Raw genomic sequence first — 14,747 nt, 5'->3', positions numbered from 1 at the left:
CTATTCGCTCCGGCTCGCGAGCGCATTCACGGCGGCGACCGTGATGGCGGAGCCGCCGAGGCGGCCCTCCACCGTCAGCGCCGGCACCGGCGGATCGGCCATCAGCGCGGCCTTGGATTCAGCCGCGCCGACGAAGCCGACGGGACAACCGATGATCGCCGCGGGCCGCGGGCAGCCCGGCTCCTCGAGCATGTTGAGGAGATGAAACAGCGCAGTCGGCGCGTTACCGATCGCAACGATGGCGCCGTCGAGATGCGGCCGCCACAGCTCCAGCGCCGCAGCCGAGCGCGTGTTGCGCATCGACTGCGCGAGCGCGGGAACGGCCTCGTCGCCGAGCGTGCAGATCACGGCGTTGGCCGCCGGCAGCCTCGCGCGCGTAATTCCTTCCGAGACCATACGCGCGTCGCACAGGATCGGCGCGCCTCTCTGCAAGGCCGCGCGCGCAGCAGTCGCCATGCCTGATGTGAAGCGGATATGGGCTTCTAGGCCCACCATGCCGGCGGCGTGGATCATCCGCACCACCACCTGCTCTTCGTCGGGCGTGAAGCGGGCAAGATCCGCCTCGGCCCGGATGGTCGCAAAGGACTGCCGGTAGATCGCCGCGCCGTCGGTCTCGTAGGTGTGCGGCATCAGTGTCCTCCGACCAGGATGGAGGGATCGCTGACGATGTCGGCACCGTTGAGGCCGCGCAGGACTGGCTCGTCGCGGGTCGAGCCGTCGCGGATGAGATCGAAGCCGGCACTGGTCGCAACCAGCGTCACCGCGGATGCGCCGGAACGCGCGCAGCCCTTGGCGCAGCCGGAGACGTGAAGGCGCGTATCGAGGCCGATGCGCGGCGCAAGGGCGGAAGCGAGCGCGCGGGTGTCGGCATGCGCCTCGCGGCAACGCGGGGCGCCGCTACAAGCAATCACGCGCAACGCCGGATCGTAGGGCTCGGTGATGAGGCCTGCCCCGCTCGGCATCTCGCGCTTGCCCTCGCTCAGCACCATCCGCCATGGCGTCATGCGCAACGCATGTCCGCAGCCGGAAAACTGATGGAGCGTCGTGTGCAGCATCTGCCCGAACGCGACGCCGACCAGGGCGCCGTGCGGATAATGCCCGGGTCGTGATGCGGCCATGACCGGCGCAGGCTCGGTTTCGCCGCTCAGCGACTCCGGCAATACCGCGCCGGCCGCGACATGAGCTGCCATGCGCCCTCGCCCGCCCTTCGCGCCGCCGGACGTGATGAACCAGCTTGCGAGCGCGAGCGCCGTGCTCACGGCCTCTCCGCGTGCGACCGAGCGGCCCAGCCTTGCGCCATCGGCCCGCACCAGGAGCCGGCCGTCGCGATCGCGTTCGATGCGCACGTCGGCGGAATCGCCGGCGAGTACGCGCGACTTTCCATCATCGATGGCGAGCCCGAACTTTGTGGGAAGATCGAGCGCGCTGTCGGCGAGCGCTTCTTCAAGCTCCGCGGCGAGCGCCTGCGTCTCGTCAGCGCTGTTCCAGAACGGCGTCACCAAAATGTTGCGCCGGGCTTCGATGTCGGTATCGGGGTCGAGCAGCCGCAACAACGCGAGTCCATCGAGCAGCCGGCGATGGCCCTGCTCGCTGACGCCCCTGATCTGGAGGTTGGCCCGGCTCGTCACATCGATGAGACCATTGCCGTAGCGTTCGGCGAGCTCGGCAAGCCCGGCGACCTGTGCAGCTTCGAGGCGCCCGCCGAACGGGCGCACGCGAACGACGAGCCCGTCGCCCGATTGCATCGGGCGCAACGCGCCGGGACACCAGCCCTTGATCGCGGCCGCGCTCATGAGGCCTCCTTCAGTGCAGCCGCGATCGAATTGCGGCGCGTTCGCCAGAGCGAGGCCTCGTGCAGGCGCGTGAAGCAGGTCTCCATCGCGGCGAGCGCCGCGGGATTTTCGCTGGCCATGAAGGCGCGGACGTCGGCGTCGCCGAGCGTCGCATCGTAGTAGAGATCGAACAGATGCGGCGGCACGGCGCCGGCCAGATGCGCGAAGGCGGCCATGTGCTCCAGCGTCGCGGTGATCTCGGCGGCACCGCGAAAACCGTGCCGCATCATGCCGGCGATCCAGGCCGGATTGGCCGCGCGTGCGCGGACCACGCGCGAGATTTCCTCGGTCAGCGTCCGCGCGTGCGGCTGCTCGGGCCGCGTCGTATCGAGGTGATAGAGCGATGGTCCTGCCGCGCCGAGATGCGCTGCGGCGGCAGCGACGCCTGCTTCATGCGCGGCGTAATCCGCGGCGAGCAAGAGATCGGTCTCCGGCAGATCCTGGACGTGCACGAAAGCGTCGGCGGACGCGAGCCGCGTCTCGATGCCGGCCCGATCCAGCTGCATCGCACCGTCCGCGGAGAACGCCCAGGACGATGCCGACAGCCAGGCCTCGCCGGCGGCATCACGCGTCTCGGCCGTGAAGGCATCCGGGATCGCCGAGAGGCCGACGCCGTATTGGCCGGGACGCGGCGCGAACACGCGCGCGGCGCGGTGGCGATAGGGATTCTCGTCGCCCTCATCCTCGCGCGACGCGAGCGCCTCGGCGGCGGCCTCGAACAATTGCGCGAGGCCGGAGAAGACATCGCGGAACAGGCCCGACACGCGCAGCGTGACGTCGATACGGGGGCGCCCGAGCTCGGCCGGTGCGATGATGTCGTAGCCCGTGACCCGGCCGGAGGCGTGGTCCCAGCGCGGCGCAAGGCCGGCGAGATGCAGCGCCATGGCGAACTCCTCGCCGGCGGTGCGCATCGTCGCGGAGCCCCAGAGATCGACCACGAGGCCCTTCGGCCAGTCGCCGTGATCCTGCAAATGGCGGCGCAGCAGCTCTTCCGCGAGCTTGATGCCTTGCGCATGCGCCGACGGCGTCGGCACCGCGCGCGGATCGACGGCAAAGAGATTGCGTCCGGTCGGCAGCACGTCCTGGCGCCCGCGATAGGGCGAGCCCGACGGCCCCGGCGCAACGCGCTGCCCCGCGAGCGCGGCACGCAACGCATCGCGCTCCGCATCACCGCAGGCGCCGCGGCCGAACACGTGCAAGCCGTCGCCGAACTGGCTCTCCTTGAGATCGCAGACGAAGCGATCGATCCGCGGGATCGCTTCCGCCGGTGCTGCCGAGGCATCGAGACCGAGATCGTCCTCGAGGCCCGACGCACGCGCTTCGTCGCGGATCGCAGAAATCAGGCGCTGACGGCGCGCGGGATCGAGCCCATCCGCGGTCGAGTATTCGTCGAGCAGGCGTTCGAGCCGTCGCAGGCCTTCCGGCACCGCGGATTGTTCGAGCGGTGGCGGCAGATGGCCGATGGTGACGGCACCCAAGCGCCGCTTGGCCTGCGCGGCCTCGCCGGGATCGTTGACGATAAAGGGATAGATGACAGGGAGATCGCCGATCAGCGCTTCGGGCCAGCACGTGGACGACAGCGCCACGGATTTTCCGGGCAGCCATTCCAAGGTGCCATGCGCGCCCATGTGCACGACGGCATCGATGGCCTGCCCGCGGAGCCAGAGATAGAACGCGACATAGGCGTGGCGCGGCGTGCGGGCGAGATCGTGATAGTCGGCATCGCGCGTGGCCGCATCGCCGCGCTCCGGCTGAACCGCGATGACCGACCGGCCACTGGCGATGGCAGCGAATTGAAATGCACCTTCGCGACAGCCCGGGTCATCCTCCGGCGCGCCCCAGGCCTGCGCGAGATCATCCTGCAAGGCCTGCGGCAGGCGCGAGAGCGCCGCGCGGTAGTCGACGACGCTCCAGGTCAAGTTCTGCTTGAGCAGCGTCTCGCCGAGCATCTGAACCGGCGCAACATCGAAGCCGGCCTCTGTCAGGTCAGACAGCAATGTCTCGACCGACGCAAGCGCATCGAGACCAACGGCATGCGCGATCTGATGCGGACGGCCCGGGTAGTTCGAGAGCACGAGCGCCAGCCGCTTCCCGGCGGCCGGCGTCTCGGCGAGGCGCCGCCGGGCCGTAACGCGCGCGGCGACGGCCTTGACGCGCTCCTCATCGGGCCGGTGCGCCAGATGCGAAAATTGCAGATCGGGATCACGCTCCGCGGCCGATTTGAAGCTCACCACGCCCGCGAACAGGCGACCGTCGACCTCCGGCAGCACCACATGCATCGCGAGATCGCCGGGCGACAGGCCGCGCAGGGACTCCGCCCAGTCCTCGCGCCGTGCCGATGAGAGCGCGACCTGGAAGACGGGACACGATGCCGCATCGAGCGGTGTCGTGCCATCATCGCCCATCGCCGAGAACGCCGTCGCGTTGACGATCGCGGCCGGAGGATTCGTCGCGAAATACGTCCGCAGCCAATCCGCAACGCCCGGAGCCTTCAGCGAGGTGACGAACACGCCGTACGCGTCAAAGCCGCGCTCGCGCAGCGCCGCGATCAGGGCGTCGACCGGCCCAGTATCAGCGGCGGTGAGATAGGAACGATAGAAGGTCACGAGCGCGAGCGGCTTTCCCTCGCCTGCCATCGGCGCAGCGATGACGCCACGCGCGGGATCGTAAAAGCCCATCTCGGGCAGGTTCATCTCGCCGACGACGGGGCCCGCATAAAGGCCCGAGGCCAGCGCGAGCTGCGCGATCGCAGCCTGGGCTGCAACGGGACCGCCGGTGTCGCAGAGCACCTTGAGCCGACGTAGCGTCGAAACCGGCAGGGTCGAGTAGGTATCGAGCCGCGTGTCGTCGCGGCCGTCGGCCGGCAGCACGGCCAGCACAATGTTGCGGTCCTTCGCGAGCTGCTGCAGGGCCGCGAGCCCGTACGGCCAGTAGGATTCACCGCCGATCAGTCGCACCAGGATGCCGCGCGCCTGCGACAGCGTGCGCTCGATATAGGTGTCGACCGACAACGGATGACGCAGCTCCGCGAGATTGGCGAGCCGCAGCGACGGCAGGCTGCTGCGGCCGCGCCGCCAGCCGGCCGCGAACGCGGCAAGGTCGGAATCCGAGTACGAGAGCACCACGAGATCGGCCGGGTCCTGGCCGATGTCCCTTGGCGTCGCGGTCTCCTCGAGACCGCGGCTCTCGCGGAAGACGACGTGCATCAGATACCAAGTCCTGAAAGACCAAGTCCTGCCTTGATCGCAGCTTCGTCGATATCGCCGTGCTCGCCGATCACGACGAGCTTCGACTGCCTGAGAGCCGCGCCCCAGGGCTTGTCGAACTGGTGGCGCACGCGCTCGCCGACCGCTTGCAGCAACAGGCGCATCGGCTTGCCCGCGACCGCAATATAGCCCTTGACGCGCAGCACGTTCTGCTCGCGCGAAAGACGCTGCACCGACGCGACCAGTGCGTCGATGTCGCTGACCTCCGGAAGATCGATCACGACGGAGGCGAAATCGTCGTGCTCGTGATCCTCCTCGCCGTCGTGATGCGAGGGGCGCGCGGCGAGATCGTTCTCTGCGGCCGCGCCGAGGCCGAGGATGACGCGCGCATCGATCGCGCCATCGGTGACGGATAGCATCGGCACCCGGCGCGGCATCTCGGCGGTGATGGCGGCCTTGGCGGCTTCGATCCCTGCGGTCCCCGCGAGATCAGCCTTGGTCAGCAGCACGATGTCGGCGCAGGCGATCTGGTCCTCGAACACTTCCGACAGCGGCGTCTCGTGATCGAGATTTTCATCCGCCGCGCGCTGCGCTTCCACCGCAGCCGGGTCCGGCGCAAAACGGCCGGCGGCGACAGCCTCGGCATCGGCGAGCGCGATCACGCCATCGACCGTGATCCGCGAGCGGATCTCCGGCCAGTCGAACGCCTTCAGCAGCGGCTTCGGCAGCGCCAGGCCGGAGGTCTCGATCAGGATGTGATCGGGCCGCACCGGCCGCGCCAAGAGCTTTTCCATGGTCGGAATGAAATCGTCCGCAACGGTGCAGCAGATGCAGCCATTGGCGAGCTCGACGATGTTCTCCGCCGGGCAATTCGCATCGGCGCAGGATTTCAGGATCTCGCCGTCGACACCCTCGCTGCCGAATTCGTTGACGAGCACCGCGAGCTTCTTGCCATCGGGGTTTGCGAGCAGATGCTGGATCAGCGTCGTCTTGCCGGAGCCGAGAAAACCCGTGACCACCGTGACAGGGACTTTTGCGAGCGAGTTCATTCGGCGGCCTCCGGCACAACGGCAATGGGGGGAATGCGGGCAAGCGACTGCTTGCGGAAGATTTCGGGACGGCTGCGCCAGGGCACGAGGCCGTCGGGCGCGGCGGCATAGGCCGCAGCACCCGCGACCACATCGCTCGCATTGGCCTCTGACAGACGGCCATAGACATAGGACCAGCGGCCGGGCGCGCTGAGCGCAACCGAGCAACCCTGGCTGCACGCTGACAGGCATTCAACGGGAACCACATTGACGCCCTCGGGAACGCCGGCGTCGAGGATCGCACCATGCAGGCGCTTGCCGGGCGTCGCCTCACCCTCGTCGAGCGTCTGGCCGGCACGGCAGGTAATACAGACGTGAAGTGTGACGGTCATCGCCTCTTCCAGGATAAACAGCGGGAGGCGAAGAGGCACACGGACCATTCCCCCGAAGGTCCGTTTCCCCGTCGCGGAACACCCCGTCCGCCGGTCCAAAACTCGTCCGCGCTGGCAGGTCTCCCGGCTTGCGGAGCAGGGCTTTTGGCCCTTCGATCCCCGCCTTCCCGATCCCCTGGGGGATCAGTGGCTTCGGGCATCTCTCCGGTCACGGTCGCGGGGGCGGCTGCAGTTTGGACCCGAATCTTGTCGATTCGGACCCTATCGCATTCCCTCTTCGCCTGTCATAGGACAGGAACCAACGCCGGGCCACCATTTGCCCCCGGCCGCCTCTTGTCAAGCCGAAGGACCCTGTCAGATGACGCCTGAACCGGATACCCAAACGGCCGAGGAAACCGACGCCCGCCACGCTGCGAAAATGGCGAAAATCAAGGCCGCCCGCGACAAGATCATGGCGACCAAGAGCGGCGAAAAGGGCCTCATCATCGTCCATACCGGCGCCGGCAAGGGCAAGTCCTCCTCCGCCTTCGGCATGATCGTCCGCTGTGTCGCCCATGGCTTCCCCTGCGCGGTCGTGCAGTTCATCAAGGGCGCGTGGGACACCGGCGAGCGGCGCCTGCTCACCGGCCATTTCGGCGAGCTCTGCCAGTTCCATGCGATGGGGGAAGGTTTCACCTGGGAGACGCAGGATCGCGCCCGCGACATCGCCGCGGCGCAGGCCGGCTGGGCGAAGGCCAAGGAGCTGATATCAGATCCCAATCTGCGCATGGTCGTGCTCGACGAGATCAACATCGCGCTGCGCTACGACTATCTCGACATCGCCGAGGTCGTCGACTTCCTGAAAACGCACAAGCCGCCGATGACGCATGTCGTGCTCACCGGGCGCAACGCCAAGGACGAGCTGATCGAGATCGCCGATCTCGTCACCGAGATGACGCTGGTCAAGCACCCCTTCCGCTCCGGCATCAAGGCGCAAGCCGGCGTCGAGTTCTGACGACGTCAGGTTCTGAAAACACCAAGTTCTGAAAACACCATGGCGCGCGCATTGATGATCCAGGGGGCCGGCTCGGACGTGGGCAAGTCGCTCATCGTCGCCGGCCTCGCGCGCGCCTTCACGCGGCGCGGCCTGTGCGTGCTGCCCTTCAAGCCGCAGAACATGTCTAACAATGCGGCCGTGACCGTCGACGGCGGCGAGATCGGTCGCGCCCAGGCGCTTCAGGCGCTGGCCGCCGGCGTCGAGCCGCACACCGACATGAACCCGGTGCTGCTGAAGCCCGAAACCGATGTCGGCGCACAAATCATCGTCCAGGGAAAGCGCATCGCGACCGCGCGGGCGCGTGAATATGCGGCGATGAAGCCGTCGTTGATGGGCGCGGTGCTCGAAAGCTTCGAGCGTCTGAAGGCGCGCGCAGATCTGGTGCTGGTCGAAGGCGCCGGCAGCCCGGCCGAGGTCAACCTGCGCAAGGCCGACATCGCCAATATGGGCTTTGCGCGCAAGGCCGACGTCCCCGTCGTGCTGGTCGGCGACATCGACCGCGGCGGCGTCATCGCCCAGCTCGTCGGCATCAAGACGGTGATCGACCCCGACGATGCCGCGATGATCCAGGGTTTCATCATCAACAAGTTCCGCGGCGACCCCTCGCTATTCGACGACGGCTACAAGCTGATCGAGCAGAAGACCGCGTGGCGCGGCCTTGGCGTACTGCCCTGGTTCGCGCGCGCCGGCGAGCTGCCGGCCGAGGATGCGCTGGGCCTCAGCGATGCGCGCAAGCCGGGCCAGTGCAAGATCGCCTGCCTCGCTCTGTCGCGGATCGCCAATTTCGATGATCTCGATCCGTTGAAGCTCGAGCCTGGCGTCGATCTCGTCATGGTGCGCCCCGGCGACGCCATCCCCGGCGATATCCGCCTCGTCATCATCCCCGGCTCAAAGTCCACCCGCGGCGATCTCGCCTTCCTGCGCGCGCAGGGCTGGGACATCGATCTCCTGGCGCATCACCGCCGCGGCGGCCATGTGCTTGGCCTCTGCGGCGGCTATCAGATGCTCGGGCGCAGCGTCGCCGACCCCGACGGCATCGAAGGCCCTGCCGGCGACACGCCGGGTCTCGGACTTCTGGAGGTGGAAACGGTGATGAGCCCGCAGAAGACGCTGACGCGCGTCGCGGCCGTGCATGCCGCCACCGACCAGCCGATCGAGGCCTACGAAATCCACATCGGCCGCACCGATGGGCCGGATCGCGCGCGCCCGTTTGCTGAACTGAACGGCGAGCCCGAAGGCGCGATCTCGCGCGATGGCCGCGTGCAAGGCAGCTATTTGCACGGCCTGTTCACGTCGGACGATTTCCGCAAGGCGTATCTGGCAAAGCTCGACATTCCGGCGGGCGAGGAGCCTTATCACAGCAGGGTCGAGAGCGCGCTCGACGCCCTCGCCGATCACATCGAACAGCACCTCGACGTCGATGGCCTGCTCGCGCTAGCGCGCTAGCGCCTCGGCAAGGCGCGTCCATTCGGCTTCGCTGCCGGGAAGCCCGAGACGCAGCCATGCCGGCTCTTTCGCGAACACACGCGACCAGATCTGGCTACGCGCCAGTTTCTCCTGCGCAGCAACCGCATCAGGCGTCTCGTAGAGACGAAACAGCGGCGCACCACCGACGAGCCGCCAGCCTTGCGACTGCACGATGTCGTCGAGGCGGACACAGTCGCGCGCAAGCCGCGCGGACGTGGCCTCGGCCCAGTCGTCGTCACGCAAGGCGCGGCAGCCGATCGCGATCGCCGCTCCCGACACCGGCCATGGCCCCGACATCGCCGCGAGCTTGGCGATATCGGCCGCATGGCCGAGTGCAAACCCAAGCCGCAGGCCGGCAAGACCATAGAACTTGCCGAAGGAGCGCAGGACCAGCAGTCCAGGCCGATCCGCTCCGGATGCGAGCGACAGCTGCGGGGCGGCATCGGCAAAACTCTCGTCGATGACGAGACGGTCGACGCGCGGCAGCAGCGCCAGCAAATCCTGTGGCGCAAAACGCCGGCCATCGGGATTGTTGGGATTGACGACGACGGCGAGATCCGCGCCAGCCAGCGCGTCGAGCTCGCCGACCTCCTGGACATCCCAGCCTGCAGTCGACAAGACCCCGGAATATTCATTGTAGGTCGGCGCGAGGATGCGCGCGCGGCCACGCGGCGCCAGTTGCGGCAGCAATTGAATGGCGGCCTGGGCACCACCCATCGCGACAATCGGTGCACTCGTGCGGTAGGCGTGCTGCGCCGCCTGATGCAGGCTCTCGATCTCGGCGCGCGACGGCAGCGCGTTCCATGCGCGCGCGCTCACCTCGCCCACGGGATAAGGCAGCCGGTTGATCCCGGTCGACAGATCGATCCAGTCCTCCGCGCGCCCACCAAAACGCTGCTGGGCCAGATCGAGATTTCCACCGTGCTCGCGCATGTCCCGTTCTTTCACGCGAAGGCCAGGATCGCAAGCATACCGGCGAGCAGTAGCATGGCGCGGCGGTAGATCGTCAATCCCCGGCTGATGTCCGCGGCAAGCGGATCGCGCGCGCCTTCGTTGAGCCAGGGCTCGTTGGTGACGCTGCCGTGATAGATGCGGGGGCCGCTGAGCCGCACGCCAAGCGCGCCCGCCATCGCCGCCTCCGGCCAGCCGGCATTGGGCGAGCGGTGACGGCGGGCATCGCGCGTCATGCAGGACAGCGCCTCCGATCGCCGCGACGCCAACAGGACGAACAGAAAGCCGGTGAGGCGCGCCGGAATGAAGTTGGCGACATCGTCGATGCGCGCGGCGGCCCAGCCAAAAGCTTCGTGGCGTTCGCTGCGATGACCGATCATGGAGTCCAGCGTGTTGATCGCCTTGTAGCCCAAAATGCCGGGCAGTCCGAACAGCGCGCCCCAGAACACCGGCGCCACGATGCCGTCGGAGGCGTTCTCGGCGAGGCTCTCGATCGCCGCGCGCGCGATGCCGGCCTCGTCGAGGGTCGCGGGATCGCGTCCGACGATGCGCGAAACTGCGTCGCGCGCAGCGGCGATGTCGCCGGCTCGCAAGGGTTTCGCAACCGCCGCGACATGATCGTGGAGTGAACGCAAAGCCACCAGCGGCCAGGCCAGGACGCCGACCAACACGATCTCGATCCAGCCCAAGGGAAGCAAGGACTGAAGCATCCAGCCGAGCGCAACTGAAAGCGCGATGACGACGAGCGCTCCGGCAACGCCCGCAGCACGGCGAAATGCCGGCGGATCGGACGCGCGATTCCAGGCCGTGTCGATGGCGCCGATCAGCCGTCCCAGCCAGGTCACGGGATGGCCGATCCGCGCGAACAGCCACGACGGCCAGCCCAAGAGGGCATCCACCGCCATTGCCACCACCATCGCGCCCGCAAAGCCCACGCCCGCCTCCTGTCCTGCCCCTGTTGCGCAAAGCGAAGGCGGAGCGCAAGCCCCTGCCCGCCTGATTTCGGCTTTGTCTTTGGCCGCGTTTGGTGATTAGTCAGGCCCACAGGAGACTTTGATGGCCGTCATCTTGATCACGGGCGGGGCGCGATCGGGCAAGAGCAAGCGCGCGGAAACGCGCGTCCGCGCGTTCCCCGGACAGCCCGTCTATGTCGCGACGGCCGAGGCGCTCGATGCGGAAATGGAAGCGCGCATCGCCGGCCACCGCGCGCGGCGCGGAACCGATTGGATCGAGCGCGAGGTGCCGCTCGATCTCGTGCCCGCGCTGGTCGCAAGCGATGGCGGTGGCCCGAGGCTGGTGGACTGCCTGACGCTATGGCTCTCCAACCTGATGCATGCCGGGCGCGACTGGGAACGCGAGGTAACAGAGCTCGCCAATGCGTTGCCCCGCTTGAAAAGCGCCGTCGTCCTCGTCACCAACGAGGTCGGCCTCGGCATCGTGCCCGACAACGCACTGGCGCGCAGCTATCGCGACGCCGCCGGCATCATGAACCAGGTCATCGCGGCGGTTGCCGACGAGGTCGAGTTCGTCGTCGCCGGCCTGCCGATGAAACTGAAATGATCCCGCGCGCCGAACTTTTGCGAGACATCGTTGCCGATCTCAGGATGGCGGCATCGTTCGTCACGATTCTGCCGGTGGCATCGTCGAAGCCCGCAGGCGAAGGCGCGATCGCGCGCGCGACCTGGGCAATCCCCGTCGCGGGACTGCTGGTCGGCCTCGCGGGCGCCTTGGTCTACAAGGTCTCCAGCCGTTTCGGACTGACACCGAACCTCGCCGCCCTGCTCACGCTGGCCACGACCGCGCTCATCACCGGCGCGCTGCATGAGGATGGCCTTGCCGATACCGCCGACGGGCTCGGCGGCGGCCGGACGCGCGAGCGCAAGCTCGAGATCATGCGCGACAGCCGGATCGGCACCTATGGCGTCTGCGCGCTGATCCTGTCGTTCGGTCTGCGCTGGAGCGCGCTCGCAGCGATCGCCAATCCCTGGGCCGTCGCGCTCGCGCTGTGCGCCGCGCACACTGCGGCCCGCGCAGGCGTGCCGGCTTTCATGTCGCTGGTCCCGCCGGCACGCCCTGATGGGCTGTCGGCAAGCGCGGGATCGCCGCCGGGCCGCAGCGTCGCCATCGCCTTCGCCGTTGGAACGCTCGCCCTCGCGCTCGCGCTCGGGCCTGGCAAGGCGCTGGTCAGCCTGATCCTGCTGTCCCTCGCCGGCCTGATGCTGGCGCGGCTTGCCATCCGCCAGATCGGCGGCCAGACCGGCGACATCCTCGGCGCATTCGAGCAGATCGGCGAGATCCTCATTCTGCTGGTGGCGGCATCCTTCCGGATGGGAGGCTGATCCCATGGTCGAGTTCGACGACACCTTCCGCCGGCACTTGCGCGAGCTGTTCGTGTGGCGTCGCGACGTGCGCCGGTTTCGCAGCGATCCGCTGCCGGCCGGCGCCATCGATCGCCTGATCGAGACCGCCTGTCTCTCGCCCTCGGTCGGCCTCAGCCAGCCCTGGCGCTTCGTCATCGTCGATGATGCCGCACGACGCCGCGCCGTGATTGACGACTTCAGGGCATGCAACGCCGATGCGCTGAACGCCTATGCCGGTGAGCGCGCCGCGCGCTATGCCACGCTGAAACTGTCCGGTCTCGAACAGGCGCCCGGCCATCTCGCCGTGTTCGCGGACAAGGCGAGCGACATCGGCCACGGCCTCGGCCGCGCGACCATGCCGGAGACGACGGAGTATTCTGTGGTGGCCGCGATCACCGCGATGTGGCTCGCCGCGCGCGCCGACGGCATCGGCCTCGGCTGGGTGTCGATCCTCAATCCGGAGCGCGTTCACACCACTCTCGACGTGCCCAGCTCCTGGAAGTTCATCGCCTATCTCTGCATCGGCTATCCGGAAGTCGAATGCGACCAGCCCGAGCTTGAGCAGGCGAAGTGGGAGCACCGCCGCGGCGCGGAGGAATTCACGCTGCGGCGTTAGTCGCCGCGCCCCCCGCTCCGTCCTCCGTCATTGCGAGCGTAGCGAAGCAATCCAGGCTGTCTCCGCGGAAGGATTCTGGATTGCTTCGTCGCACCAGCGCAAAATTGCTTTGCAATTTTGTCGCGGGCTCCTCGCAATGACGACGGAGAGAGAAGCAATCCGCCGCTACGACCTGCTCTTGCCGGCAACTGCCGCCACAGGCGGAGGGCTTTCCTGTTTCTGGAACATCAACAACGGCCGCAAGATGACGCGGCCATAGGCCTCGTAATGGTTCTGGGTCGAGACGGCCATCTTCAGCGGCGTCGCGTAATTCGCCTCGAACGTCATGAACGAGGCATAGGTCCAGGAGAAGCCGACGCCGACCGAAGCGAGCTCGGTGATCCCCGGGAATGTCGAATAGACCGCACCCCAGTCGGTGAAGATATAGGTGTCAAAGCCCTTCAGCCATTGCGACCAGTTGTAGTGCAGCTCGGCGTTGAAATAATAGCCGCTGTCGCCGGAAGCCGCGTTGGAGGGATAGCCGCGTACGGTGGTCGGACCGCCGATCGAGAAGACCTGGTCGCCCGGCAGCAGCTTTTCCTGCGTGTATTGCCAGCTCGCCAGCACGTTGGCGCTGAAATTCGTCGGCCCCGCGGCGCTGGTTGCGATCAGCGAACCGGTATAGGTGTTGAACGTGCGGTTGTTGCTGAGCACATGGTCTTGCCACTCGATGTAGTTCACCGCCGGTGAGACCGTGATCGAATAGGCGTTGCCGGACTTCGTCACGGAGAGCCCGGCAGTGGCCTTGTCGTAATGGTCGTTGGTCACGTCGACCGTGGCGAAGCGGCTCACCGTCTTGCCCTCGGTCTCGGCGGCGTTGAACAGCACCAGCCAGTCCTGGCTCACCCAGAGCGGCTGGCTGAAATTGACCGCGGCCTGGCTCGAGCGTCCGGTGACGTCGAGCGCGACGAACGGCCCCTGGATGATCTTGATCTTGCCCTCGGTATAGCTGACGCCGACGCGGCCGCCCCAAGGATTGACCGGAATATTGTAGGCGGCGTTGCCGTTGAGATTGCCGTCGGCGCGGACACCGTAGAAGGTCAGGCGGTCGTCGACGCCGAACAGGCCGTGGCGCTTGTAGAAGGCGCCACCCTCCCACCGCCCGGTGTTCTCGACGCCCTGGTTGTCGGTGAAGAGCTGCAGGGTGTCGACCGGCGGCTCGATCACCGCGAACTGGAGATCGGTCAGGCCGAAGCTCGTGCCGGGCTGGAGCAGCGCCTTGATCTGCACGTCGTTGGTCCGGTTGAACCAGGTCACGTCGCGATTGAGTTTTGGAACGTCGAGGACCTCGCCTTCGGGCTCCCCAACGCGCCGAAGGATGTAATCGGTGCGAGTCTGCTTGTTGCCCTCGATGGTCGTCTTCTGGAGCCGGCCTTCGGTCAGCTTGATGCGGACGACCCCGCCCTTGGCATCCTGATCCGGCAGCGTCGCGATGCCCGTGACGATGCCGCGCGCGGTGTAGATGGCGTTGATGTCGGCAACGAGCTGCAACAGCGCAGCGATATCGACGTTCTTGCCGACATACCTCTTCGCAATCTCGTCGAGCTCTGCCGGCGTGATGAACTTAGAGGAGTCGAACTCGACCTTGCGCAGGCGGAATTTCGGCCCGCCCGGCTTCAGCAGTTGCGATTTTTCCCGCTCGCCGCCAATCACCGCGGGACCGCTCAGCTTTGGCGGCGCGCTCTGCTGTTCGAGCTGGCGGCGCTGCCGATCGATGTCGTTCTGGATCACGCCGGGATTGATCGACTGGGCGCGAGCGGAGGCGATGCAGCAAGCTGCAAGCCCCACTCCCAACGCTACCCCCCAAATTCGCATCCCGA

General features: G+C 67.4%; 13 protein-coding genes and 1 riboswitch. Of the genes, 5 read left to right on the top strand and 8 right to left on the bottom strand.

Annotated elements, in window-relative coordinates; translation table 11 throughout:
* The 5 genes from AB7008_RS18830 to AB7008_RS18810 are packed head-to-tail and all read right to left on the bottom strand — an operon-like array spanning position 1 to position 6,458.
* Positions 1-630 carry a precorrin-8X methylmutase gene (locus AB7008_RS18830; protein ID WP_441259265.1) on the bottom strand — a complete coding sequence of 210 codons (630 nt, stop codon included), beginning with the start codon at positions 628-630 and terminating at the stop codon, positions 1-3.
* Entirely contained in the window at positions 630-1,793 is a 1,164-nt protein-coding gene (cobG, locus tag AB7008_RS18825) for a precorrin-3B synthase (RefSeq protein WP_441259264.1), read from the bottom strand. Before cobG ends, AB7008_RS18830 begins: the two co-directional genes overlap by 1 nt.
* Entirely contained in the window at positions 1,790-5,038 is a 3,249-nt protein-coding gene (cobN, locus tag AB7008_RS18820) for a cobaltochelatase subunit CobN (protein ID WP_441259263.1), read from the bottom strand. The genes cobG and cobN overlap by 4 nt, the downstream gene beginning before the upstream one ends.
* A complete protein-coding gene (gene cobW, locus AB7008_RS18815; protein WP_441259262.1) occupies positions 5,038-6,087 on the bottom strand; it encodes a cobalamin biosynthesis protein CobW in 1,050 nt (349 codons plus the stop codon). Before cobW ends, cobN begins: the two co-directional genes overlap by 1 nt.
* Positions 6,084-6,458: a DUF1636 family protein gene (locus tag AB7008_RS18810; RefSeq protein WP_441259261.1), complete on the bottom strand. Its 375-nt coding sequence runs from the start codon at positions 6,456-6,458 to the stop codon at positions 6,084-6,086. Before AB7008_RS18810 ends, cobW begins: the two co-directional genes overlap by 4 nt.
* Before the next feature lie 96 nt (positions 6,459-6,554).
* A riboswitch (cobalamin riboswitch) is annotated at positions 6,555-6,776 on the bottom strand.
* 40 nt (positions 6,777-6,816) lie between these two features.
* Here AB7008_RS18810 and cobO point away from each other — a divergent pair.
* The gene (gene cobO / locus AB7008_RS18805; protein WP_028155672.1) at positions 6,817-7,452 is read left to right on the top strand and encodes a cob(I)yrinic acid a,c-diamide adenosyltransferase; all 636 of its coding nucleotides are present in this window, start codon (positions 6,817-6,819) and stop codon (positions 7,450-7,452) included.
* Between the two features lie 39 nt (positions 7,453-7,491).
* Positions 7,492-8,940: a cobyric acid synthase gene (locus tag AB7008_RS18800; RefSeq protein WP_441259260.1), complete on the top strand. Its 1,449-nt coding sequence runs from the start codon at positions 7,492-7,494 to the stop codon at positions 8,938-8,940.
* Here AB7008_RS18800 and cobD read toward each other — a convergent pair.
* On the bottom strand, positions 8,929-9,894 hold the full coding sequence (gene cobD, locus AB7008_RS18795; protein ID WP_441259259.1) for a threonine-phosphate decarboxylase CobD: 966 nt from the start codon (positions 9,892-9,894) through the stop codon (positions 8,929-8,931). The genes AB7008_RS18800 and cobD overlap by 12 nt on opposite strands.
* An 11-nt stretch (positions 9,895-9,905) precedes the next feature.
* The gene (gene cbiB / locus AB7008_RS18790; protein ID WP_441259258.1) at positions 9,906-10,847 is read right to left on the bottom strand and encodes an adenosylcobinamide-phosphate synthase CbiB; all 942 of its coding nucleotides are present in this window, start codon (positions 10,845-10,847) and stop codon (positions 9,906-9,908) included.
* A gap of 121 nt (positions 10,848-10,968) precedes the next feature.
* Here cbiB and cobU point away from each other — a divergent pair, with 121 nt between their 5' ends.
* The 3 genes from cobU to bluB are packed head-to-tail and all read left to right on the top strand — an operon-like array spanning position 10,969 to position 12,888.
* Positions 10,969-11,472 (top strand): bifunctional adenosylcobinamide kinase/adenosylcobinamide-phosphate guanylyltransferase, encoded by a 504-nt coding sequence (cobU, locus tag AB7008_RS18785; protein ID WP_441259257.1) that lies wholly within the window; start codon positions 10,969-10,971, stop codon positions 11,470-11,472.
* Positions 11,469-12,251 carry an adenosylcobinamide-GDP ribazoletransferase gene (gene cobS / locus AB7008_RS18780; protein WP_441259256.1) on the top strand — a complete coding sequence of 261 codons (783 nt, stop codon included), beginning with the start codon at positions 11,469-11,471 and terminating at the stop codon, positions 12,249-12,251. The genes cobU and cobS overlap by 4 nt, the downstream gene beginning before the upstream one ends.
* Before the next feature lie 4 nt (positions 12,252-12,255).
* The gene (gene bluB, locus AB7008_RS18775) at positions 12,256-12,888 is read left to right on the top strand and encodes a 5,6-dimethylbenzimidazole synthase (RefSeq protein WP_441259255.1); all 633 of its coding nucleotides are present in this window, start codon (positions 12,256-12,258) and stop codon (positions 12,886-12,888) included.
* Positions 12,889-13,053: 165 nt separating this feature from the next.
* On the opposite strand, the gene AB7008_RS18770 is transcribed toward bluB, so the two are convergent.
* Entirely contained in the window at positions 13,054-14,742 is a 1,689-nt protein-coding gene (locus tag AB7008_RS18770; RefSeq protein WP_441259254.1) for a ShlB/FhaC/HecB family hemolysin secretion/activation protein, read from the bottom strand.
* Positions 14,743-14,747 lie beyond the last annotated feature (5 nt).

The organism is Bradyrhizobium sp. 521_C7_N1_3, from assembly GCF_052075975.1.
Taxonomy (GTDB): Bacteria; Pseudomonadota; Alphaproteobacteria; order Rhizobiales; family Xanthobacteraceae; genus Bradyrhizobium; species Bradyrhizobium japonicum.
Note: the sequence above shows the minus strand (reverse complement) of the source record. Positions and strands in the feature narration are given on the sequence as shown.

Excerpts from the sequence above, each read along its gene's own strand:
- AB7008_RS18830 (WP_441259265.1), bottom strand. The coding sequence starts at position 630 with ATGCCGCACACCTACGAGACCGACGGCGCGGCGATCTACCGGCAGTCC.
- cobG (WP_441259264.1), bottom strand. The coding sequence starts at position 1,793 with ATGAGCGCGGCCGCGATCAAGGGCTGGTGTCCCGGCGCGTTGCGCCCG.
- cobN (WP_441259263.1), bottom strand. The coding sequence starts at position 5,038 with ATGCACGTCGTCTTCCGCGAGAGCCGCGGTCTCGAGGAGACCGCGACG.
- cobW (WP_441259262.1), bottom strand. The coding sequence starts at position 6,087 with ATGAACTCGCTCGCAAAAGTCCCTGTCACGGTGGTCACGGGTTTTCTC.
- AB7008_RS18810 (WP_441259261.1), bottom strand. The coding sequence starts at position 6,458 with ATGACCGTCACACTTCACGTCTGTATTACCTGCCGTGCCGGCCAGACG.
- cobO (WP_028155672.1), top strand. The coding sequence starts at position 6,817 with ATGACGCCTGAACCGGATACCCAAACGGCCGAGGAAACCGACGCCCGC.
- AB7008_RS18800 (WP_441259260.1), top strand. The coding sequence starts at position 7,492 with ATGGCGCGCGCATTGATGATCCAGGGGGCCGGCTCGGACGTGGGCAAG.
- cobD (WP_441259259.1), bottom strand. The coding sequence starts at position 9,894 with ATGCGCGAGCACGGTGGAAATCTCGATCTGGCCCAGCAGCGTTTTGGT.
- cobU (WP_441259257.1), top strand. The coding sequence starts at position 10,969 with ATGGCCGTCATCTTGATCACGGGCGGGGCGCGATCGGGCAAGAGCAAG.
- cobS (WP_441259256.1), top strand. The coding sequence starts at position 11,469 with ATGATCCCGCGCGCCGAACTTTTGCGAGACATCGTTGCCGATCTCAGG.
- bluB (WP_441259255.1), top strand. The coding sequence starts at position 12,256 with ATGGTCGAGTTCGACGACACCTTCCGCCGGCACTTGCGCGAGCTGTTC.
- AB7008_RS18770 (WP_441259254.1), bottom strand. The coding sequence starts at position 14,742 with ATGCGAATTTGGGGGGTAGCGTTGGGAGTGGGGCTTGCAGCTTGCTGC.